This is a genomic window from Moraxella sp. K1664, from assembly GCF_039693965.1.
Taxonomy (GTDB): Bacteria; Pseudomonadota; Gammaproteobacteria; order Pseudomonadales; family Moraxellaceae; genus Moraxella.
In genome coordinates this window covers 2,455,716-2,477,459 of sequence record NZ_CP155576.1, presented here as the reverse complement: position 1 = coordinate 2,477,459, position 21,744 = coordinate 2,455,716, and the positions used below count along the sequence as shown (strand labels likewise).

The following is a 21,744-nucleotide window of genomic DNA, read 5'->3' as shown; positions in this document are numbered from 1 at the left end:
AGATTAAAGGTTAGGTTGTTGCAAGTGGTTGTATTAACCCTAATTGGACTAAGTTTCTGTACTTAACAGGACTTAGTCCTTTTAATTTGCTCTTTATTCTATCATGATTGTAGTAGTGTATGTACTCATCAATCACTTGTTTAAGTTCATCTGTTGATGTAAATGTGGTTGTCTCATAAAATATCTCTTGTTTTAGCGTACCAAAGAAGCTCTCTATCACAGCATTATCCAAACAATTGCCTTTTCTTGACATGCTTTGGGTTAAGCCTTGTTCTTTTAGGGTTTGTTGATACTGGTGCATTTGATAGTGCCAGCCTTGGTCTGAATGAATGATGGGTTTGTCATCCATCTTTTCTTGGCTTAGCTTGGATAGGGCATCATTTAACATCTCTTTGACCAACTCATACGTTGGTCTGTCCTTCATCGTATAACTGACAATCTCACCATTAAACAAGTCGATGATGGGCGATAGGTAGAGTTTTCTTTGAATGACACTGCCATCATTTGCCTTGTCTTGTACTTTAAACTCTGTGATGTCTGTTGCCCACTTTTGATTGGGTTTGTCTGCTTTAAAGTCTCTTTTGAGTATATTGTCCTGAATGGTATCTTTGCCCATTGTGCCTTTGTAAGTATTAAACTTACGTTGACGACGAACCAATGCTTTGAGTCCAAGTTTAGCCATCAGTCGTTGCACTCGTTTATGATTAATGACCATGCCTTTTTGGGCAAGCTGATTGTTAAGCTCTGATGTGATTCTACGATAACCATACCTGCCCTTGTGTTGGTGGTAGATGTGGTTAATGTGTTCTTTTAAGTCAAGGTCTTTGTCAGGCTTTGTACTTTGACGAATGTGGTAATAAAACACACTTCTTGGCAAGTTTGACACTGCCAATAAGTCAGCAAGTTTGTGCTTATGCCTTAATTCTTGGATGATCAGGACTTGTTCTTTGTTTGTACTGATTGTTCCTTTTGACGAATTAAGGCATCTAGCTTTTTTAGATAGTCATTCTCTGCTCTAAGATAGGCAAGTTCATCAAGCAAATCATCCACACTTTTTTCGTGGTCTTGTTTGGTTTTCCAAGTTGATTTGGTTTTATTAGCGTTGTGTTTGTTTGACATTGCTTTTTTGCCTTTGGGTTTGGGTATTAGTCCCATTATACCAAAGGCTTGGTAGGACTTTAACCAAGTTGACAGTAAAGAAGGTTGTGGCAGATTAAGCTCTATGGCAAGTTGTGTAAGCGATTTGCCCTGTTGTATGGCTTGAACGGCATTAAGCTTAAAATCTGTGTCATAGACAGCCTTTGTGTGTCGTCTTTTTATGCCATCAATGCCATGTGCTTGATAGAGTTTAACCCATAGCTCTACGGTTGTGTGGTTTAGATTAAAGTGTTTGGCGGTTTGTTTGTAGCCATGATGATTAAGATAATACCCAATCACAGACAGTTTAAAGTCGGTTGTGTATTTTGCCATAAAAAGCACCCCAAAGGTTAGTGTGTCTAACTTTTGGGGTGCGGTTCAGATTTGCCCTTATTATTTTACCATGAAAAATCCCACCATCTTAACAATACCGATAAGCAACAATGACAAATAGCTTACAAATGTATGCTATTTTTTTGGGTAAAAGTGTGCTAAACTGTAACCAAATTTTTCAAAACAAAAATGGAGTATCCATGACCATCTGCATTACCGCCACAGGGCTACACATTCCCAAAGACAAAATCACCAATGAAGAGTTGGTAACGGCATTTAATACTTATGTGGACAATTATAATGAAGCCCACGCCCAAGCCATTGAATCTGGCGAAAAGGTCGCTTTACAGCATTCTACCGCAGAATTTATCGAAAAGGCGTCAGGCATCAAGTCTCGCTATGTCATTGATAAAAAAGGCATTTTAGACCCAAATATCATGGCACCGATTTTCCCTGCCCGTAAACTTGGCGAAGAGCTGTCTATCATGGCAGAGATGGGAACGGACGCACTCAATCAAGCCTTAGCTAATGCAGGCTTGGAAGGCAAAGATTTGGACGGCATTATCTGTGCTTGCTCCAACTTTCAGCGTGTCTATCCTGCCATTGCCATTGAGATTCAGCAGGCGGTGGGTATGGTGGGCGGATTTGCCTTTGATACTAACGTGGCGTGTAGTGCAGCAACTTTTGGTATCGCCCAAGCGGTCGGTTTTATCAAGGCAGGGCTTGCCAAACGCATTGCCGTGGTCAATGTCGAGATTACGTCCGCTCATCTAAACTGGCGTAACCGTGATAGCCACTTTATCTTTGGGGACGTGGCGGCGGCGACTATTATCGAAGAGACCGACACGCCAAAAGGCTATGAAGTGCTAGATAGCAAGCTGTGGACGCAGTTTTCAACCAACATCAAAAATGAATTTGGCTTTATGGACAGAAGTGAATTTTTGCACGCCAAAACGTCCATGTATCCTGACCTAGACGAGCCTGTTACGGACAAATTATTCTTACAAGAAGGGCGTAAAGTATTCCGTGAAGTTTGCCCCAAAGTGTCTGAAATCATCAGCACGCATTTGGCAGAAAATAATATCAGCACCGACAAAGTCAAAAAACTGTGGCTACACCAAGCCAACATTAACATGATTGACCTGATTTTACGCACTGTTATGGGTAAAGATGCGGATAAATCCATTGCTCCGATTGTCATTGATGAGTTTGGTAATACCAGTTCGGCAAGTCCGATGATTGCCTTTCATCGTTGTCAAGATGGCATTGCCAGCGGTGATTTGGCGGTGATTTGCTCATTCGGGGCAGGGTATTCGATTGGTTCGGTGATTGTTAAGAAGGTGTGATAAATTTGTGATATGAACGTGTGGGGGTAATTTATTCGCCCAAAAGTCAATGCCATGACATAGGGAAAATTGCAATTTACCGCTACAAATCTATCCAAAGGGTTAATTAACAATAATAAATTAATTATTTATAATAAAAAGAGCGGATTATTTTCGCTCTTTTTATTGTTATTAAATTTATAAAATTAAAGACCTTTTAATAATTCCCTAACTTGTTTTATTCTATTCTCCAAATTACCCGAAATGGTGTGATAATGTAATTGGCGGTTTTCTAATTCTTTAATAATCGTTTGTCGCATTTGTTCACGCCCATTGGGTAAATCTCTCATGCCATCATCTATCCATGTAATGCCAATTTCATCGGTTACTAAAATTAAATCATATTGATTATTTAAATGCTTTAAAATAATATCAGGCGTTTTATTAAAATAATACTGACTATAAATATGCAGTAGCAATAATGACGCATCTATAAAACAATAGCGATGGGCGGTAGCAACCGCACGCTTTTCGCTGTCCATTTGCCCTTGTGCGATGGGTGTTAAATCATCAAAAGTGCAGACATAACCTGTTGGCTTTTGTTCTAGATAAGTCCGCAGGTATTCGGGCGTGTAAGTGGTGTGGTATTTGTCCGCTAGGGCGTGGGCGAGCGTGGATTTGCCAGTGCATTCGGCACCGATAAGCAGGATTTTTTTGACGGTCATTTGGATAAATAGAGTGTGATTAACAAAAGCACCATTATAGCGTGCCATTTGCTTTTTGGCGAATATTTTTATAAAATGGCGGTTTTATTTGTAATGATACCGCCATGACACACACCGCCTTTACGCACGATGAGTACCACGCCCAATTATCCGCCAAGATTGACCGCATTGACACCCAATTCACCCCCTTTAATCCGCCTGCCCTAGAAGTCTATGAATCGCCGATGAGTCATTTTCGCCAGCGTGCCGAATTTAGAATTTGGCATACCGAGCGAGACGGGGCGGACGATATGTTTTATGCGATGTTTGAGCGAGACGGTAAATCAAAAAAGGTGATTGAGATTAACGATTTTGCCATTGCCAGTCGTGCTATTAACGAGCTAATGCCTGTTTTATTAAATGAATTAAAACAACATAGTCTATTAAAAGATAAATTATTTCAAATTGATTTTTTAAATACCTTGCATGGGCAAATGCTCGTTACGCTCATTTATCATAAAAAGTTAGATGAAAACTGGCAAGCATTGGCAAATTCATTGGCGGATAAATTAAATATCAAACTCATTGGGCGAAGTCGTGGACAAAAGTTGGTATTAAGCGATGATTTTGTCATTGAAAAAATGAGTGTGGATATTAAAGGACAACCCCAAGATTTTTATTATCAACAAATAGAAGGCGGATTTAGCCAGCCCAATGCTCATGTATGTCGTCATATGCTAAACTTTGCCTGTGATGTGGCGGATAATATTAGCCAACATGATAAAAATGATTTGTTGGAATTATATTGTGGTAATGGTAATTTTACTTTGCCGTTATCTAGATATTTTAATAAAGTTCTAGCAACCGAAATGGCAAAATCATCGGTCAATTCTGCCAAATGGGCGATTGATTATAATAATATCTCTAATATCGCGATTGCTCGCCTATCCGCCCAAGAATTTAGCCAAGCCCATAATGGTGAGCGTGAATTTAGACGACTTGCCGAGAGTGATATTGATATTAAATCTTATGACTTTAATACCGTTTTTGTCGACCCGCCACGAGCAGGGATTGATGATGAAACCTTAAAGATTTTGGCAACTTTTGATAATATCATTTATATCTCGTGCAATCCTGATACTTTATTTGAAAACTTACAATGTTTAAATCATACCCACGAAATAAAACGCTTTGCCTTATTTGACCAATTTCCCTATACCCATCATATTGAAAGTGGGGTTTGGCTTAGTAAAAAATAAAGCTCAAAAAGTATAAAAGCGGATAAAGATTTTATCCGCTTTTTATGATGTTACTCAATCACAAGACCGGGCAAATTATTCACGATATTTATACTCTCAATACTTACCGTTATGACACGCAGTAATAATTCTAAGGGATAGCGAGCATTATTCATCGTCTCTATTGCCCAATCATTGGCATTATTGGTGATACCACTGTTTTTATCGGTTTTAATGGACTGGCGTTCCATTACCCATTCTATTGCCGATTTGCCATTGACGATATAATCATAGGCTTGTAATGGAATATTACTTACAGTAAAATTATCATTATAAATAATCACTGTTTTATCGTCTTCATTTTTGCCTGTATCAGTATTTTTACGCTTGCCAAATTTCATTTTGCTCACATAAAAATCATCGTCTTTACCACCAATAATTTTATCATTGTGAATACTAATACCACCATCTAATTTTACACCGTCATACATTGCTACGCTTTCATAATTTAGATGTAAATTTGCCAACTCTTTTCCCGCTTGTCTAAAAGCCAAAAAGTCATCTACCGATTTGACTCGTGGAATGCGTGGTAATTGTTTGGATAAATTATCGGCATAGCGTTCACGGTAATCGGTGCTATGGAGTAATCCATAAATATAATAAAAGATACATTCTTTACTAATTTCTGCACCATTATAAAATTCTTTAAAATGAGCTAAGGCTTCATCACTAATGGCGGATTTTTGAGTATAATTACCATCGTTATTGGATTCATAGATATAAAGCGGTAATAAAATACCACCACCGTCTGCTTGGTTTTCCATTATTTTATCTGAGATAATAGACAAAAAACCTTCCTTTTTCCATCTGTGTTTTATAAAAATTATAAGATTATTGTGTTTTTCAGTTGGAAGAATTTTAGGTAAATTGGATCGCATTTCATTGAGCATTTTATCAAAATAAATTTTTTGTTTAAAAAGGTCTGTATAAAATACTTCTGATCTTTTTGCTATCAAAGGTTGCTTTTCTGTCTTTTGATAGATGATTTTTTAAGGCTCTGCTCCAACTGATTTTTTGTGGATTTAAATCAATAAAATTTGACACATCAATCGTTTTATCTGATTTTTGATATTTTTCTAGTTCAGAATTGTAAAAATCTATCATTGATTTAATGTTGATATGTAATTGTGTTTGTGAGCAGTTGCACACCCAAATATCCCTATTTGTTACAACACCTGATGATGATAATGAGAATATACCAGTGTCATTGTGGACTGATATATATCTTTCAAAATTGCTATTCTCATTACGCTGATTTATCCAATCTTGATAAGTATTTGGGATAATATTTTCCCATTTGATATTCTTTATTGAACCAAGATTTTCAATAATCTCTAACTTTTCTTTGCGATTTAAGTAATCTCCAATATCATAATAATTAATTTTCCCTTGATTTTTTGAATTTGGATTTTTAACCAATATAGAAATAGCAACACCTGTTATGATATTAAAAATATTTTGCCCTTCTTTTTTGGCAATATCTCCTGTTTTTGCACGAATATCGCCACGCAAATTAAAAACATATAATGAGCTAAATTCATTGGATAAACATTGTCTTAATCCATCGGCAGATTTGGAGTCAATAAATCCAGAATTGGTAATAAATCCAATAATTCCTTTTTCACTAATTCTATCACTTGCCCAGCGAATAGCACGAGTGTACGGGTCGTACATATTTCTTTTTAATCCAGAGCTTGATAAGTTAACATAAGTTTTTTCAATACGACTATCTAATACTGGATATTTCATATTTTCAATACTATCATTGGCACTTTTTTTACCAACAGAATAAGGCGGATTTCCCATAATCACGGTAATATCCAGTTCTTTTTGTCGTTTTTGGCGTTCGCTGTTATTGCTATGACTGACCAAATCATTTTCATACATGGCAAAAGTATCCGCCAGACAAATGCCTGTAAAAGGTTTATAATCATCAATAATTAAGCTGTGATACACGCTTTCTATATTGATGGCGGCAATATAATAAGCCAATAAAAGCATTTCGTTGGCGTGGATTTCTTGATATTTCTGTGGCAGTTGATTGGTGGGGATAATGCCACTTTGTAGCAGTCTTGTGATAAAAGTCCCTGTGCCTGTAAATGGGTCAATGATTTGTACGCCTTTATTGGATAAACTTGAATTAAACTCGGTCTGTAAAATATGCTCTACTGAATGAATGATAAAATCTACCACTTCTATGGGTGTATAGACAATGCCCATTTTTTCGGCAAGTTTTGGAAAAGCGGTACGAAAGAAATTATCATAAAGTTCTTTAATGATTCTTTGGCGGTGGGCAGGTTCTTTAATGCCACTGACACGAATGGCAATCGCATCATAAAATTCATTTAATTCTTTGGTTTCTTTATCCGAAATATTGGTCAGTGCCAATGCGTCTATCACTTTATCTAAGGCAATGGACATTGGGTTGAATTTGGCAAATTCACTCTCAGAAAATAACGCATCAAATATAGGCTTGGTGATTAAATGCTGTGATAGCATTTCTATGGCTTCATTATCGGTGGTGGTGTTATTTAAATCTTGGCGTAATTGATTAGCAAATTTATTAAAGGCATTGATTTGAATATGATTGTTGTCATTTTCTAATATGGCTTTAATGCGGTCGGTATGAGTGTTTGCAATTTTGGCAACATTTTCTGCCCATTCTTGCCAGTGCATACGATTACCACATTTTTTGACGATTTTGGCGACTAAGGCTCGCTCAATGTCGCTGATATTAAAATCCAATTCGCCTTGTACGGGTGGTTTTTCGTCTTTACCCCCAATGGTTTTTGAGCCACGCCCTGTCTTTTTGGTGGATTTTTTGGTTCTGGGTTTGATGTTGTTGCTAATGTCGATGATTTCAATTTTGTCCGTACTTGCCCCAAATTCTAACTTGTTGAGCATGGCATCAAATCTGTCATCATGCGAACGCAAGGCGTTTAATACCTGCCAGACGACTTTGTAATTTTCGTTGTTATCAAGGGCGGTTTCTGGTTCTACACCTGCAGGAATGACGATGGGTAAAATGACATAGCCCCGTTTTTTGCCGTCTGCTTTTCGCATGACACGCCCAACCGATTGCACCACGTCAATTTGAGAATTGCGAGCGGTCAAAAACAGCACAGCATCCAGAGCAGGCACGTCCACCCCTTCGGACAGACAACGCACATTGGATAGGATACGGCAGGTGTTGTCGGGCGTTTGGGCTTTTAGCCAGTTGATTTTGGTAAGTTTTTCGCTGGCATTCATAGAGCCGTCTATGTGTTCAGCTTCACAGATGAGTTTTAGGGATTGGTCTGGGTTGTCTTTGTCTTTTAGGTTGGCAATCTCTTGTGCTTGATAGGCGGATACGACATTGCCAAACATTTCGCTGATGGCTTTTGAGCTGACTTTATGTTTGTTGCCCCTGTATTCTTTTTCAATCACTTGACAAAAGGCAACGGCTCGTTTCATTGGCAAATTGTCATCGGACAAATCATTTTCTACACCATATTTGGATAGGGCTTTCCAGCAACCAATAATTTTGGCAGCGTCATCTACCTTGTATTCGTTGCCACTGTCGTTAAGCAGTTTTTCTAATTGGCGATTGATATGGCTTTCGGATACCGCCAGTACCAACACTTTATAATCCACCAATAAATCCTGATGAACGGCACTGCTAAAACTGATGGTATAAAAGGTCTCGCCATAATGCTCGGCATTATCCATAGAATAAAGCGTCTCCACGCCTTCGGTCTTTTTGGCACTATCGCTATACACTCTGGGTGTGGCGGTCATGTATAGGCGTTTTTTGGTTTGGATAAAATCATTATGATGAATGCGGACAAATTGGCTTTCGGCTTCGCCTTCAAAAGTTGCCCCTGTGGTGCGGTGGGCTTCATCACAAATCACAAGGTCAAATTCGCCCATGCCCAATTTCTGGGCTTGACTGATAACGTCAATGGAATGATAAGTGCTAAAAATCACGGTCATGACCGTATCTTTGTCGGTGTCAGTACGATTGCCAAACGCCTTGCTAAGGGCGTGGGCGTTGGTGGTGGCTGGGTATTGTAGTTCGTGAATTTGGGTTTTGAGAATGTCATCGCTGGTTTGTTTGCCAACGTCATTGTCCGAACAGACGGCATAGGCATGAATGGGTATGTCGGACTGTTGTGTCCATTCGGTCAAGGATTGCGATAATAAAGCCAAACTCGGCACTAAAAATAATACCGTCTTGCCAACGCCTGCTTGTTGCTCGGCAATTTTTAGAGAAGTAAAGGTTTTGCCTGTACCACACGCCATGATAAGTTTGCCACGATTGGCGGTTGAAAAACCTTTGGCGACAGCATTTTTTGCTTCTAGCTGGTGGGGGCGAAGTGATTTTTTGGGGTGCAGTATAGGGGTGTGATTGGGGGTGTATTTTGACCAGTCAATGATACTATTTTCAAGGTCGCTACGACTGATGATATTGACGGGGATTTGTTGATTTTCAAGGGAATTTTGGGCGTTTGCTGTCCAATGGTCAGTTGTGGTGATGATAAGGCGGTGGCTAAAATCTGTCTTGCCAGATGCGGTAAAAAAGCTGTCAATGTCAGATTTGGCAATGTGATAATCGGCAGAATAATTTTTGCATTGTATGGCGGTGAATGTGTCGTCCTTGCCAATGGCGACAAGGTCTATGCCTGTATCAGTTTTGGGGAAATCGGGTTTATGCTGGTTTACCCATTCGGTAAAGGGAAGTACGGTATCATAAAGGGTTTTGTAATGATTTTCGGTGCTAAGATAATCAATGCACAAGCGTTCAAAATAGGTGCCTTTTTCACGCTGAGTGTGAGAAAGTGTTTGATATTGCTCTAAAATGTCCGATAATGTGGTTGGTTGGTTGGTTGGTTGGTTGGTTGGTTGGTTGGTTGGTTGGTTGGTTGGTTGGTTGGTTGGTTGGTTGGTCATTTTGTAGTCCTACTGTATATATGTCAAGAAAATTTTTTATTTTAACAGATTTTTGGTGATAAAAGAAAGGGGGGTTGCGATTGATAAAAATGCCAATAAATTGGTAAAACTTAATGCAAAAATTTTAAAAATATGGCAAAATAGCCTGTTTTAAAAGAATTAAATCATCATCATGAAAGAATCCCTACGCCACCGCCTAGACCAAATGGCGGACAGATTTGAAGAAGTTACCGCCTTGTTGTCCGACCCTGATACCATTTCCGACAGCAAAAAATTCCGTGCCTTGTCGGTTGAGCATAGCGATTTGTCCGAGCTTGTGGACGTTTGGGGGAAGTTTTGCCAAGCCGAAGAAGATTTGGCGACCGCCAACGAAATGCTTGGCGACCCTGACATGAAAGAGCTGGCACAAGATGAGATTGAGACAGCAAAATCCAAAATTGACGAATTAACCGAAATTCTCAACGTCATGATGCTCCCCAAAGACCCCAACGACAAGGCGACCGCCTTTTTGGAAATCCGAGCAGGGACAGGAGGCGATGAAGCGGCGATATTTAGTGGCGATTTGTTCCGTATGTACCAAAAATACGCCCAATCCCAAGGCTGGCAAGTGGAAGTCCTATCCGCCAACGAAGGCGAGCATGGGGGCTACAAAGAAATCATCACCCGAGTGTCGGGCGTGGGCGTGTATGGGCGACTCAAATTTGAAAGTGGGGCTCATCGGGTGCAACGTGTGCCAGCCACCGAAAGCCAAGGGCGTGTACATACGTCCGCTTGTACGGTTGCGATTATGCCTGAGATTGAGCTTGATGACACGGTTGAGATTAACCCTGCCGACTTACGCATTGATACCTATCGGTCAAGCGGGGCGGGCGGTCAGCACGTCAATACCACCGATTCTGCCGTGCGAATCACGCACATTCCCACAGGCGTGGTTGCCGAGTGCCAACAAGAACGCTCACAGCATGCTAACAAAGACAAGGCGATGAAAATGCTTGTTGCCAAAATCCAACAAGCCAAAGTCCAAGCCCAGCTTGATGCCACAAGCGACATGAGACGAAATTTGGTTGGCTCAGGCGACCGCTCCGAGCGTATCCGCACCTATAATTTCCCACAAGGGCGAATGACCGACCACCGTATCAATCTAACGCTTTATAAGCTGGACGCTATCATGGAAGGCGATTTGGGCGAATTGCTTGATGCACTCTTGCGTGAACACCAAGCCGATTTAATGGCGAGTGTGGGGGCGGAATAAATTAGGAGATAATTATGGCAAAATTTTTAAACACCAGTGGTACGACTTATCATTTAGAAGAATTGATTAAAAAGGCAACCGATAGATTGGTGTTAATTAGCCCTTATTTGCAATTTAATGAGCGTATTAAAGAATTGCTAGAAGATAAAAACCGCCTAAAAATTGACATTCGCATTGTTTATGGTAAAAGTGAATTATCGCCACAAGAGATAAATTGGCTCAAAGAATTGACTTTTGTTAGAACAAGTTTTTGTAAAAACTTACACGCCAAATGTTATTTAAATGAACATGAATGTATTATTACCAGTCTAAATTTATATGAATTTAGCCAAGTCAATAATAATGAAATGGGTGTATTGATTGATAAAAATAATGACAGTCAATTATATGTTGATACTTATGAAGAAGTTTTGCGTATTATTCGCATTAGTGAAGAAGTAAGATTATCAGCCGATACCGAAAAACCGACAATAAACCAAGAGCAACCAAAAACAGAAAACACCAAGCTCAGAAATTATGATAAAGTTACCACTGCTAAATTGGCAGAAAAATTTGGCATTGATAACAATGAATTTACCAAAATGCTTGCCGAAAATGGCTATATTGAATTAAAAGGCAAAAATGTCTTTTTAACAGATAAAGGGCGTGAAGTTGGCGGTGAAGTAAGAAAGGGGCAATATGGCTATTTTGTTGTTTGGTCGGTAGATTTGGATATTTCTTTTGAAGATGAAAAACAAAGTTTTGCTGATAAATTAAGAAGTTTATTTAGATAAGGGATAAAACCATGAGATTATTATTTGTTGCCACTTTGGCTTTATCTTTAATAGGCTGTGTTCATTCATCTCATAATGAAAATATTCAAGAAACCCAAAAATCCGTCCCAAAAAAGATAATTGAATTTCAATCCAAAAACGCAAGCCCTGCCGAGATTACCGAATGCCAAAAACAAGGCGGAAAAGTGCAAAAAGTGGGTATGCTACAATTTGATAAATGTATCATCACTTATCCTGACGCAGGCAAAACGTGTACCAAGGGCGATGACTGCCAAAGTGGGGCGTGCGAACCTAAATCTGACAATGCCCAAAACATAAATACCCCAATCACAGGCGTATGTAAAGCAAATAATAATCCATTTGGCTGTCGCAGTTTTATCCATGACGGACAAGCACAGACCCTTTGTGTGGATTGATAAATGATTTTTATTAAATTGGCATATTGCTTATTTAATAAATTTTAAACCAAACATTTTATTTGTTTCTGGTTTAAAAGATATGCTACAAAAGAAAACCGTTTGTGGTGAGCTTGTCAAACCATGACGGTTTTCCGCTACCCTTCGATAAACTCAGGGCGAACGGAAAACCTAGTTCAGCATACTTTTTTGAACCACTACCTTTATTTAACTTAACCAAACCCTAACCAAAACTGGAACGCCCATGACCGACCAAACCAAAACCGAATTGACCGACACCAACGAACTTATTCGCCAACGTCTTGAAAAGCTAGATGTATTAAAACAAAAGGCAAGTGAGCAAGGCAAAACCGCTTATCCTAACACCTTTAAGCCGACCGATTATTGTGCCGATTTGCAAGACAAATTTGCCGATGTGGATAAAGCAACCCTAGAAGCCGATGCCGAAGCAGGCAATAAGACTTATGCCAAAGTGGCAGGACGTGTCATGCTAAACCGTGGCTCGTTTATCGTGATTAGCGACATGACAGGGCGGATTCAGCTCTATGTGGACAGAAAAGGGCTACCTACCGAGACCTTGGAGTTGATTAAATCCTTAGATTTGGGCGATATTGTTGGGGCGAGCGGTTATATTGGGCGTTCGGGCAAGGGTGATTTGTACATTCACCTAGAAGACTTTGAGCTTTTGACCAAGTCGTTACGTCCCTTGCCTGATAAGTTCCACGGCTTAACCGACACCGAAGTCAAATACCGCCAAAGATACCTTGATTTAATGGTCAACGAAGACACCCGCAAAACCTTTGAAATCCGTGCCAAAGTCGTCTCTGGCATTCGTGCGTTTTTGGTGGGCGAGCGTTTTATGGAAGTAGAAACGCCGATGATGCACGTCATCCCTGGTGGTGCGTCTGCTCGTCCATTTGTAACGCACCACAACGCCCTTGACATGGAGCTGTTTTTGCGTATCGCCCCTGAGCTGTACCTAAAACGCCTTGTTGTCGGTGGGTTTGACCGTGTGTTTGAGATTAACCGTAACTTTCGTAACGAAGGCGTATCCACTCGCCACAACCCTGAATTTACGATGATTGAGTTCTATCAAGCCTATGCCGATTATAAGGATTTGATGAGTCTAACCGAGCGTATGCTTGAAACATTGGCGACCGATATTTTGGGTACGACCGATGTACCGTATGGCGATGAAGTATTTAGTTTTAAAGGTCCATTTAAGAAAATCACGATGTTTGATGCGATTTTGGAGCATAATCCGACCTTTACCGCCGACAATGTCAATGACCGTGAATTTTTGGCAAATTTTGTCAAAAATGAGTTAAAAGAAGAAGTTAAACCGTCTTTTGGTTTGGGTAAATTGCAGACGATTGTCTTTGAAGAGACGGTAGAAACCAAACTTCGCCAACCGACTTTTATCACCGAATACCCTGCCGAAACGTCGCCACTGGCTCGCCGTAACGATGACAATCCGCACGTTACCGACCGTTTTGAGATGTTTATCGGTGGGCGTGAGCTTGCCAATGGGTTTAGCGAGCTTAATGACCCCATTGACCAAGCCGAGCGTTTCCGCCAGCAGGTTGCCGAAAAAGACGCAGGCGATGACGAAGCGATGCACTATGATGCCGACTTTATTGAGGCGTTGGAATACGGCTTACCGCCCACCGCAGGGCAGGGCATTGGCATTGACCGCCTTGTCATGCTCTTTGCCAACGCTCCAAGCATTCGTGATGTGATTTTGTTCCCGCACATGAGACATAAGGGCTAAGAGTATGGAAGAGATCTCCCGCCTACTGCTCGCTCCACTGCGTTTTGTGGTGTGGGTGGTGTGGGAGCTGTTCTTTCGTGAAGTGCTGGGGTGGTTTTGGGATAAATGTTATCGTAATTTTCCCAAAACCACCATTTTTGTTTGTGGGTTGTTGTTGGTGCTTGCGGGTTATGGAATTGTGACATTGTTAAATAAAACCTAATAGCAAACCTTGGCGACCATCACATCGGTATTTTTTAATGCCGATTTTTTATGGCTGGAATATACAAGGGTAAAAATTTTGGGATGAAAATCATATTAACACCGCCCAAATTTGTGTTAAAATTGTCCGTTATTAACAAAAATCAAAGGAAAACTCATGTTTCATTTTACTCATGCACAATCCCCATTAAAAGATGCCATTACCGCCGCTTATCGCTTGGATGAAGCGGTGGCGGTACGAAATTTGGCAAGCACGCTTGACTTTACCCAAGCCCAAAAAGACAGCATCCATTCACTGGCTCGCTCGCTCATCACCCAAGTGCGTGCCGACCGCTCCAAGTCATCGGGCGTGGATGCTCTCATGCATGAGTTTTCGTTGTCTAGCGAAGAAGGTATTGCCCTGATGTGTCTTGCCGAAGCCCTGCTACGCATCCCTGATAACGCCACCAGAGATAAGCTCATTCGTGATAAGCTTGCCGACGGGGATTGGCGACGTCATGTCGGTAACAGCCCGTCCATGTTTGTCAATGCTGCCGCTTGGGGGCTGGTTTTGACAGGTAAGCTTACCACGGATGTCTCAGATGATTCAATGGCTTCAGCTTTGACCCGTGTTCTACAAAAAGGTGGTGAACCTTTTATTCGTGGCGGTGTCAATTATGCCATGAAACTTTTGGGTAAGCAATTTGTAACAGGGCAGACGATAGATGAAGCCCTTAGTAATGGCAAAGAACGTGAACGCTTAGGTTATCGTTTTAGCTTTGACATGTTAGGCGAGGCTGCTATGACACAGGCGGATGCTGACCGTTATTTTAATGATTACGTCAATGCCATTCACGCCATTGGTAAAGATGCCAAAGGTGCAGGTGTTTATGATGGTAATGGCATCTCGGTCAAACTCTCTGCCATTCATCCCAGATATTTTCGTTCACAGCACAAGCGTGTAATGAGTGAGCTGTTGCCTAAGTTAAAGGCGTTATTTTTGCTTGCCAAAGAGTACGATATTGGGCTAAATATTGATGCCGAAGAAGCACATCGCTTGGAGTTGTCGCTTGAACTGATGGAAGCGTTGGTATCCGATCCTGATTTGGCGGGCTTTGCTGGCATTGGCTTTGTGGTGCAAGCCTATCAAAAACGCTGTCCTTTTGTTATTGATTATCTCATTGATTTGGCTCGTCGCCACAACCAAAAACTCATGATTCGTCTTGTCAAAGGTGCGTATTGGGACAGCGAGATTAAATGGGCTCAGGTAGATGGTATGGACGGTTATCCTGTTTTTACCCGTAAAGTCCATACAGATGTATCCTATCTGGCATGTGCCAAAAAACTGTTTTTAGCCCAAGATGTCATTTTCCCACAATTTGCCACACACAACGCCCAAACACTGGCAACCATCTATGAGATGGGCAAAGAGCTTGATTTTGAATTTCAGTGCTTGCATGGTATGGGTGAAACCTTATATGATCAGGTAGTCGGAGACAAACTCGGTCGCCGTGTACGCATCTATGCCCCTGTGGGTACGCATAAGACTTTGCTTGCTTATTTGGTGCGTCGCTTGCTAGAAAATGGAGCAAATTCATCCTTTGTCAATCGTATCGTAGATGAGAAGGTTAGCATTGATGAGATGGTTGTCTCGCCCTTAGATGAGATTAATCTCAACCAAATCACGCCAAACCCATTGACACCAAATCCACGTCATATCTATGGCGAACGCAAAAATTCATGGGGCGTGGATTTATCCAATGAACATCTCTTAGCGCAATTACAAGAGAACATGACGATGGCAAGTGGCATTGACTTTAATGTCAGTTCTTTGACGCATCACCGTGTTGCTCATGCCCCTGCCTTTGCCGTGTTAAACCCTGCCAATCATAAAGATGTGGTTGGGCAAGTTGCTTTTATGAAGCCAGATGGTGCTTTGGAGGTGATCGGTGCTGCCACCGCTGCCCAAAAAAAATGGCAGAAAGTCTCACCAAAAGAGCGTGCCGATATGATACGAGCCTTTGCTGATTTGATGGAAGAGCCCAAACGCATGGCACTACTTATGATGATGGCGGTGCGTGAAGCAGGCAAAACCTTACCAAACGCCATTGCTGAGGTGCGTGAAGCGGTAGATTTTTGTCGTTATTATGCCGATGAGTGTGAACGCCTAAACTTAAACACACCACTGGGTACGGTAGTGGCAATCAGTCCATGGAACTTTCCTTTGGCAATTTTTGTAGGTGAGGTGGTGTCTGCTTTGTGTGCAGGCAATACGGTTGTTGCCAAACCTGCCGAGCAAACATCAATCATCGCTCATTTGGCGGTGTCGTGGTTGCATGAGGTGGGCATTGATACCGATGTCTTGCAACTGGTGCTGGGTGCAGGGGATGTGGGGGGTGCTTTGACGGCAGATGAGCGTATTGATGGCGTGATTTTTACAGGTTCAACAGACGTTGCTAAGCGTATTAATACCCTGCTTGCTAAACGCTCTGACAATCCTGTACTCATTGCTGAGACGGGGGGTATGAATGCCATGATTGTAGACTCTACTGCCTTACCAGAGCAGGTGTGTGCCGATGTGCTGGCATCTGCCTTTGACTCAGCAGGTCAACGCTGTTCTGCCTTGCGTATCTTATGTATCCAAGAGGATATTGCTACACATATGATTGAGATGATAAAAGGGGCGATGGATGAGCTTATCGTATCTGACCCGGGTCTATTAAGTACAGACGTTGGGCCTGTGATTGATGGTGATGCTCAAACAAATCTGCTAGAACACATCAACACCCTAAAACAAACCAGTGATTATCATGAGGTGCGTGTTGTGGGTGGTGAGCATGGTACTTTTGTTGCGCCGATTTTATTTGAACTAAAAGACCTATCACAGCTTAAAAAAGAGGTCTTTGGACCTGTACTGCATGTTGTTCGCTATCGCACCCATGAGCTTGATGATATCATAGACAGCATTAACAATAAGGGTTATGCTTTAACACATGGCGTTCACAGTCGCATTGATGGCACGATAGAGCATGTCACCAGTCGCATACAGGCAGGTAATGTTTATATCAATCGCAACATTGTGGGGGCGGTTGTGGGTGTGCAACCCTTTGGTGGTCATGGTCTGTCAGGTACAGGGCCAAAAGCTGGTGGATGCTTTTATTTACAACGTCTAAGCCGTCTGGACAGTTGGAATGTACCAACTCTTGATAAGCCTGCCACAACTTATGATGATGCTGTGGCCTCTGTTATGAATGTCGCCCAGTCGGTTGGTGTTAATTTGGATGACACCATCAAGACAGCCCGCCAAAGAGCATTAAACCACGCCCAAACCACCTTAAAAGGCCCAACAGGTGAGGTTAATACTTTATCATGGCATGCCCCGCACTCGGTTGCTTTGACAAGTGGTGCATTGGATAAGGCGTTGGCATCTCTTGTTGTGCTTGCCCTAAATGGTACTAAGGCACACATCACACCAGAGCATGAGCTTGCCTCTTATGCTAATGAGCTGTCAGGGGTGTTAGAGGTGATGGAGCAAGAAAATGTGGATAAAAACACCATCATCGTGGCGTTGTCCGAATTAGCTGTTCATGAAAAAGTGCGATTGTCAGAGCTTGATGGGGCGATTCGCCGTGTGATTGATGCCACAGATAGCTTTGATATGGCACGCCTTTATCATGAGATTAGCCAAAGCTACAACACCACAGCAGCAGGAGGTAATGCCAGTCTGATGGCAAGTGCTTGATGGGCATTCAAATGGCTTTTGAATAAAATCAACTTTTGAAAAATCAACCGTGGTCAAAACGTGTGGTCAGCCACAAGTAAAGCCAAAATCGGTATTCTAAATAGACAAAATGCGGTATAATGGCATAAATTTATACCGCTTTGCCCATCTGTCATGTCCGAATACCAAGTTTTAGCACGCAAATACCGCCCCAAGAATTTTAGCGAATTATTGGGACAAACTCATGTCTCCCAAGCCTTGTCACATGCCATTGATGCAGGGCGATTGCACCATGCTTATCTGTTTACAGGTACTCGGGGTGTGGGTAAGACGACCATTGCACGGATTTTGGCAAAATGCCTAAATTGCCAAACAGGCATCACCAGCACTCCTTGCGGTGTGTGTGATACTTGTATCAGTGTTGATCATGGGCGGTTTATTGACCTAATTGAGATTGACGCTGCCTCTCGCACCAAAGTAGAAGACACTCGGGACTTGCTAGAAAATGTCCCCTACGCCCCCACCCAAGGGCGGTACAAGGTGTATCTCATTGACGAAGTGCATATGCTCTCCACGCATTCGTTTAATGCCCTGTTAAAAACGCTCGAAGAACCGCCTGAGCACGTCAAATTTATCCTAGCGACCACTGACCCACAAAAGCTCCCCATTACCATTGTCTCTCGCTGTTTGCAATTTGTGCTTCGTCCGATGTCGCAAGCGTTGCTCCACGCCCACTTAGCCAAAATCCTGCACGCTGAGAACATCGCCCACGATGATACCGCCTTGTGGCAGTTGGCTCAGTCCGCCAAAGGCTCAGTGCGTGATGCCCTATCCTTGACCGACCAAGCCATTGCGTTTGGTGGCGGGCAGGTGGGGGCGGATACCGTCATGGAGATGCTCGGGCTTGTGGATAGCCTTGATGTGCTGGATTTGGTGCGTGATATTTATCACGATGACCGCTCGGGCGTGGCTCGCCACATCGCCAGAATGCGTGAGCAAATGGTGGACGCTACCGCCTTGCTTGACCGCCTTGTGGACAGCTTTCATGCGATGGCACTCGTGCAGATTTTGCCCGATATGCCCCTTGATATGAACGATGAGCAAAAACAGGCGTTTTATGAGCTTGCTCGCACCTTGCCTGCCGATGTCATACAGCTTTATTATGAGATTAGTGTTAAGGCACGAGACAGCGTTCGCCTTGCCAGTACGCCCATGCAGGCGTTGGAAATGGGGATTTTGCGACTGCTTGCGTTTCGTCCGCTTGCCACTCATGAAGTGATTTATCAAGAACCCAAACCAATTTTAAATCAAGAAATAGATAATCCTATCAATCAAAATTTAAATAATGAAAGTTTAAATAATGAAAGTTTAAATAATGAAAGTTTAAATAATGAAAGTTTAAATAATGAAAGTTTAAATAATGAAAGTTTAAATAATGAAAGTTTAAATAATGAAAGTTTAAATAATGAAAGTTTAAATAATGAAAGTTTAAATAATGAAAGTTTAAATAATGAAAGTTTAAATAATGAAAGTTTAAATAATGAAAGTTTGGCGATTTCACAAAATACAGAAATTGTAGAAAATTATCATCAAGAAATTGGTAATCAAGAAATTGGTAATCAAGAAATTGGTAATCAAGAAATTGGTAATCAAGAAATTGGTAATCAAGAAATTGGTCAAGAGGTAAACAATTCTCAATCAATCAGCGACATCAAACCGTCAGGGCAGATAACCAAAGAGCAGTTAAAAAATGAACTCATGCCACAGCAGGTAGCGTTGGCAGGCGAGTGGACACCAGAAAAATGGGATTATTGGGTGGCGATGGCACGCCGTGAGCATAAGCTTGATGCCGATGAATTGGCGATGGTGAGTCATGCGATGATGGTGGGGCAGATAGATGGCGAGAGTCAGCTGTATGTGCCTGAGCATAACAAGCAGATTTTTTCAAGTTTTAAGAGCTTTGCCAAAAAATTTGGTCAAGATTTTGCAAACGGTCGCTTGCGTGATGAGACACCACTGCTGTCCCAAAGCGAATTTGCTCATCTTGCCACGCCTGTACAAAAACAAAAACAGCGAGATGAGCGGGTATTAGTCATCGCCAGCAATCAGCTGTTAAACAGCCCTGTCTTACAAAGCCTGTATCGGGATAACTTTATCAATGATGACAATGCCATCACGTCGGTGCGACTGACGTTAAATGAGTAATTAAACGAGTGGTTAAATAAGTAGAGCGGGTGCTACACTTCATACACAAAAGCGTCTTTTAGCTGACTAAAATCATTCACACTTACCTGTAGGTCATGAATCAAGCCATCTTTTAACCCATAAATCCAGCCGTGTACGGACAACTTTTGCCCCCTGTGCCATGCGTTTTGGACGATGGTGGTGTGGCAAACATTGGTTACCTGACGCTTGACGTTAAGCTGACATAAAAGGTCAATTTGCTCATCAATGTCTAAATTGTTAAATTTATCCAAATGCTGATAATAAATGCCTTTTAAGGAGCGTAACCAGTTATCAATCAGCCCAAATTCTTGGTGTGATAGGGCAGCACGCACCCCACCACAGCCATAATGACCACAAACAATGATGTGTTCAACCTTTAACATGTCCACGGCGTATTGCAGGGCGGAAAGCAGATTCATGTCGGTGGCGACGACCATGTTTGCCACATTGCGATGCACGAACAATTCTCCGGGCATGAGTCCAACCACTTCATTGGCAGGAACACGACTGTCAGAGCAACCAATCCAAAAATAATTGGGCGACTGCTGGCGGGCAAGGCTTGGAAAATAGTCAGGATTGCGAGCGGATAAACTTTGAGCCCAAAAACGGTTGGATGTCAATAAGTCGGACAACATGTCATGCTCCAAAGGTGTGAATAAGTTTGATATGCCATAAAATAGCACATTCATCAAGCATTGCCATACCAATAACCGCCAAAAGTCAGTAACCAAATACTAGCCAAAAGGGGTAGGTGATGGGTTTTATCTGTGCTTTTGGGGAATATGGATGGCACATACAGCACAGTATTATGGCATCATTTATTTTGTATGGCTAAGAAGATGATAAAATCTGCTGAACACACCAAAAAAGCCTACCTTGATACCTTACGGACTCATCCTTTATTTGCTCTTTTGCCCCAATCTGTTGCAGGAGAGACAGTCAAAGATGAGTTACTTGATCAGGTTGTCATTCATGAATACGCCAAGAGTGAGCTGATTTTTATTCAGCACAGCGTGGTTGAGAATTTGTATTTTTTGCTAGATGGGCAGGTGATGTGTTATCGTGAACTGCCGAGCGGGCAGGCATGCTTGATTGCCAGCTATCATGAGATGGGGCTGATTAACGAGAGCGTGCTGTGGGGCTTGGAGCGAGATGATTATCCTAACTTTGGCACGGGCATTCATCAGGTCGGACAGATGGATGATGTGGGTGGACAAGCCCCCAGTAAAGCCAATATCGCCACACGTCATTCCAAACTGCTCGTCAAAGAGCGGGGCATTCATCAGCTGACCGCCACCGCCAAACAGCCGACCATCGTGGCGACGTTGCCAGTGCAGGCTTATTTTGAGAGTATTGCTGATTTTGATTTGGGTAATCTTATCATGTGGTTTTGCAACACCATAAGTAAGCGTATGTACTATCATCTCATCAGTAGCGACCTACTTGCTTTTGTCCAAGCCAAATCCAAACTCAGCTATTACTTTTTGACACATTATCCTGTGGGTGTGCCGTTTGAGTTGCCATTTAGCCAAAAACAGTTGGCAGGGCAAATTGGACTGCGTCCTGAGACACTCTCTCGCACCCTAAAAGAACTCATTGGTGCAGGACTCATCACCAAACGCAAGTCGCAATACTGCCTGATGGATGCTGAGAGATTGCTTGCGTTGGTTAGTGACTAG

General features: G+C 41.9%; 14 protein-coding genes and 1 pseudogene. 10 read left to right on the top strand and 5 right to left on the bottom strand.

Going from position 1 to position 21,744, the window contains the following annotated elements; translation table 11 throughout:
• Positions 1-10: 10 nt before the first annotated feature.
• A complete protein-coding gene (locus AAHK14_RS12000; protein WP_264753555.1) occupies positions 11-931 on the bottom strand; it encodes an IS3 family transposase in 921 nt (306 codons plus the stop codon).
• A gap of 2 nt (positions 932-933) precedes the next feature.
• Positions 934-1,470 (bottom strand): helix-turn-helix domain-containing protein, encoded by a 537-nt coding sequence (locus tag AAHK14_RS11995; protein ID WP_065256690.1) that lies wholly within the window; start codon positions 1,468-1,470, stop codon positions 934-936.
• A 200-nt stretch (positions 1,471-1,670) separates the two neighbouring features.
• Here AAHK14_RS11995 and AAHK14_RS11990 point away from each other — a divergent pair, with 200 nt between their 5' ends.
• The gene (locus tag AAHK14_RS11990; protein ID WP_065256536.1) at positions 1,671-2,816 is read left to right on the top strand and encodes a beta-ketoacyl-ACP synthase III; all 1,146 of its coding nucleotides are present in this window, start codon (positions 1,671-1,673) and stop codon (positions 2,814-2,816) included.
• 185 nt (positions 2,817-3,001) lie between these two features.
• Here the strand turns inward: AAHK14_RS11990 and AAHK14_RS11985 are convergent, their stop codons facing one another.
• Positions 3,002-3,568 carry an ATP-binding protein gene (locus tag AAHK14_RS11985; protein WP_083108232.1) on the bottom strand — a complete coding sequence of 189 codons (567 nt, stop codon included), beginning with the start codon at positions 3,566-3,568 and terminating at the stop codon, positions 3,002-3,004.
• Between the two features lie 56 nt (positions 3,569-3,624).
• On the opposite strand from AAHK14_RS11985, the gene trmA reads away from it, so the two are divergent.
• A complete protein-coding gene (gene trmA / locus AAHK14_RS11980) occupies positions 3,625-4,758 on the top strand; it encodes a tRNA (uridine(54)-C5)-methyltransferase TrmA (RefSeq protein ID WP_065256533.1) in 1,134 nt (377 codons plus the stop codon).
• 50 nt (positions 4,759-4,808) lie between these two features.
• Here trmA and AAHK14_RS11975 read toward each other — a convergent pair.
• A pseudogene (locus tag AAHK14_RS11975) lies at positions 4,809-9,726 on the bottom strand (type ISP restriction/modification enzyme).
• 172 nt (positions 9,727-9,898) lie between these two features.
• On the opposite strand from AAHK14_RS11975, the gene prfA reads away from it, so the two are divergent.
• From prfA to dnaX, 7 genes are all read left to right on the top strand, one after another.
• Positions 9,899-10,978, top strand: coding sequence for a peptide chain release factor 1 (gene prfA / locus AAHK14_RS11970; protein ID WP_065256532.1), 1,080 nt, complete (start codon positions 9,899-9,901; stop codon positions 10,976-10,978).
• A gap of 14 nt (positions 10,979-10,992) precedes the next feature.
• Entirely contained in the window at positions 10,993-11,751 is a 759-nt protein-coding gene (locus AAHK14_RS11965; RefSeq protein ID WP_062501425.1) for a phospholipase D family protein, read from the top strand.
• An 11-nt stretch (positions 11,752-11,762) separates the two neighbouring features.
• Entirely contained in the window at positions 11,763-12,167 is a 405-nt protein-coding gene (locus AAHK14_RS11960) for a hypothetical protein (RefSeq protein ID WP_065256531.1), read from the top strand.
• Between the two features lie 244 nt (positions 12,168-12,411).
• Positions 12,412-13,938: a lysine--tRNA ligase gene (lysS, locus tag AAHK14_RS11955; RefSeq protein ID WP_062499331.1), complete on the top strand. Its 1,527-nt coding sequence runs from the start codon at positions 12,412-12,414 to the stop codon at positions 13,936-13,938.
• A 4-nt stretch (positions 13,939-13,942) separates the two neighbouring features.
• Positions 13,943-14,140, top strand: a complete 198-nt coding sequence (locus AAHK14_RS11950) for a hypothetical protein (RefSeq protein ID WP_065256530.1) — start codon at positions 13,943-13,945, stop codon at positions 14,138-14,140.
• Positions 14,141-14,296: 156 nt separating this feature from the next.
• The gene (putA, locus tag AAHK14_RS11945) at positions 14,297-17,860 is read left to right on the top strand and encodes a bifunctional proline dehydrogenase/L-glutamate gamma-semialdehyde dehydrogenase PutA (RefSeq protein ID WP_065256529.1); all 3,564 of its coding nucleotides are present in this window, start codon (positions 14,297-14,299) and stop codon (positions 17,858-17,860) included.
• Positions 17,861-18,013: 153 nt separating this feature from the next.
• Complete coding sequence (gene dnaX / locus AAHK14_RS11940; RefSeq protein ID WP_346818204.1) at positions 18,014-20,044, top strand: DNA polymerase III subunit gamma/tau; 2,031 nt, start codon at positions 18,014-18,016, stop codon at positions 20,042-20,044.
• A gap of 32 nt (positions 20,045-20,076) precedes the next feature.
• Here dnaX and can read toward each other — a convergent pair whose 3' ends face one another.
• A complete protein-coding gene (can, locus tag AAHK14_RS11935; RefSeq protein WP_253842409.1) occupies positions 20,077-20,754 on the bottom strand; it encodes a carbonate dehydratase in 678 nt (225 codons plus the stop codon).
• Positions 20,755-20,904: 150 nt separating this feature from the next.
• Between can and AAHK14_RS11930 the strand changes: the two genes are divergently transcribed.
• Positions 20,905-21,744: a Crp/Fnr family transcriptional regulator gene (locus AAHK14_RS11930; RefSeq protein WP_065256528.1), complete on the top strand. Its 840-nt coding sequence runs from the start codon at positions 20,905-20,907 to the stop codon at positions 21,742-21,744.

Coding starts and splice junctions, on each gene's coding strand:
- AAHK14_RS11995 (WP_065256690.1), bottom strand. CDS start 1,470: ATGGCAAAATACACAACCGACTTTAAACTGTCTGTGATTGGGTATTAT.
- AAHK14_RS11990 (WP_065256536.1), top strand. CDS start 1,671: ATGACCATCTGCATTACCGCCACAGGGCTACACATTCCCAAAGACAAA.
- AAHK14_RS11985 (WP_083108232.1), bottom strand. CDS start 3,568: ATGGCACGCTATAATGGTGCTTTTGTTAATCACACTCTATTTATCCAA.
- trmA (WP_065256533.1), top strand. CDS start 3,625: ATGACACACACCGCCTTTACGCACGATGAGTACCACGCCCAATTATCC.
- prfA (WP_065256532.1), top strand. CDS start 9,899: ATGAAAGAATCCCTACGCCACCGCCTAGACCAAATGGCGGACAGATTT.
- AAHK14_RS11965 (WP_062501425.1), top strand. CDS start 10,993: ATGGCAAAATTTTTAAACACCAGTGGTACGACTTATCATTTAGAAGAA.
- AAHK14_RS11960 (WP_065256531.1), top strand. CDS start 11,763: ATGAGATTATTATTTGTTGCCACTTTGGCTTTATCTTTAATAGGCTGT.
- lysS (WP_062499331.1), top strand. CDS start 12,412: ATGACCGACCAAACCAAAACCGAATTGACCGACACCAACGAACTTATT.
- AAHK14_RS11950 (WP_065256530.1), top strand. CDS start 13,943: ATGGAAGAGATCTCCCGCCTACTGCTCGCTCCACTGCGTTTTGTGGTG.
- putA (WP_065256529.1), top strand. CDS start 14,297: ATGTTTCATTTTACTCATGCACAATCCCCATTAAAAGATGCCATTACC.
- dnaX (WP_346818204.1), top strand. CDS start 18,014: ATGTCCGAATACCAAGTTTTAGCACGCAAATACCGCCCCAAGAATTTT.
- can (WP_253842409.1), bottom strand. CDS start 20,754: ATGAATGTGCTATTTTATGGCATATCAAACTTATTCACACCTTTGGAG.
- AAHK14_RS11930 (WP_065256528.1), top strand. CDS start 20,905: ATGATAAAATCTGCTGAACACACCAAAAAAGCCTACCTTGATACCTTA.